General features: G+C 48.5%; 1 rRNA gene. It reads right to left on the reverse strand.

What is annotated here, in order from left to right:
* A 23S ribosomal RNA gene (locus tag ACZYR9_RS27580) occupies positions 1-177 on the reverse strand; the annotation flags it as partial.
* Positions 178-412: the final 235 nt, after the last annotated feature.

Below are 412 nucleotides of genomic sequence, written 5' to 3' on the forward strand. Positions count from 1 at the left end.
TACACTACCTATGTATTCAGTAGTGAGTACGTATCAATTACGATACGCGGGTTCCCCCATTCGGACATCCCCGGATCAAAGCCTGCTTACGGCTCCCCGAGGCATTTCGTCGTTCGCCACGTCCTTCTTCGGCTCCTGGTGCCTAGGCATCCTCCGTGTGCTCTTTATAGCTTAACCAACGCTCCGACTTTCGTCTTCGCTTCGTTTAAGATCTTAAAGATCTAGAAAATGATTCAGCATTTATTGCTTTGTTTCGATATCCAGTTTTCAAGGAACAAACAGCTTGAAAGGCATTGCACCTTTCAAAACTGAACACGAGTGAGTGCTTTTGCAGCTTCGCTGCAGATTTGTCCGTCGCCCTGCAGACGACATGGACTCCATAGAAAGGAGGTGATCCAGCCGCACCTTCCGA

Source organism: Paenibacillus sp. F024, assembly GCF_057814255.1.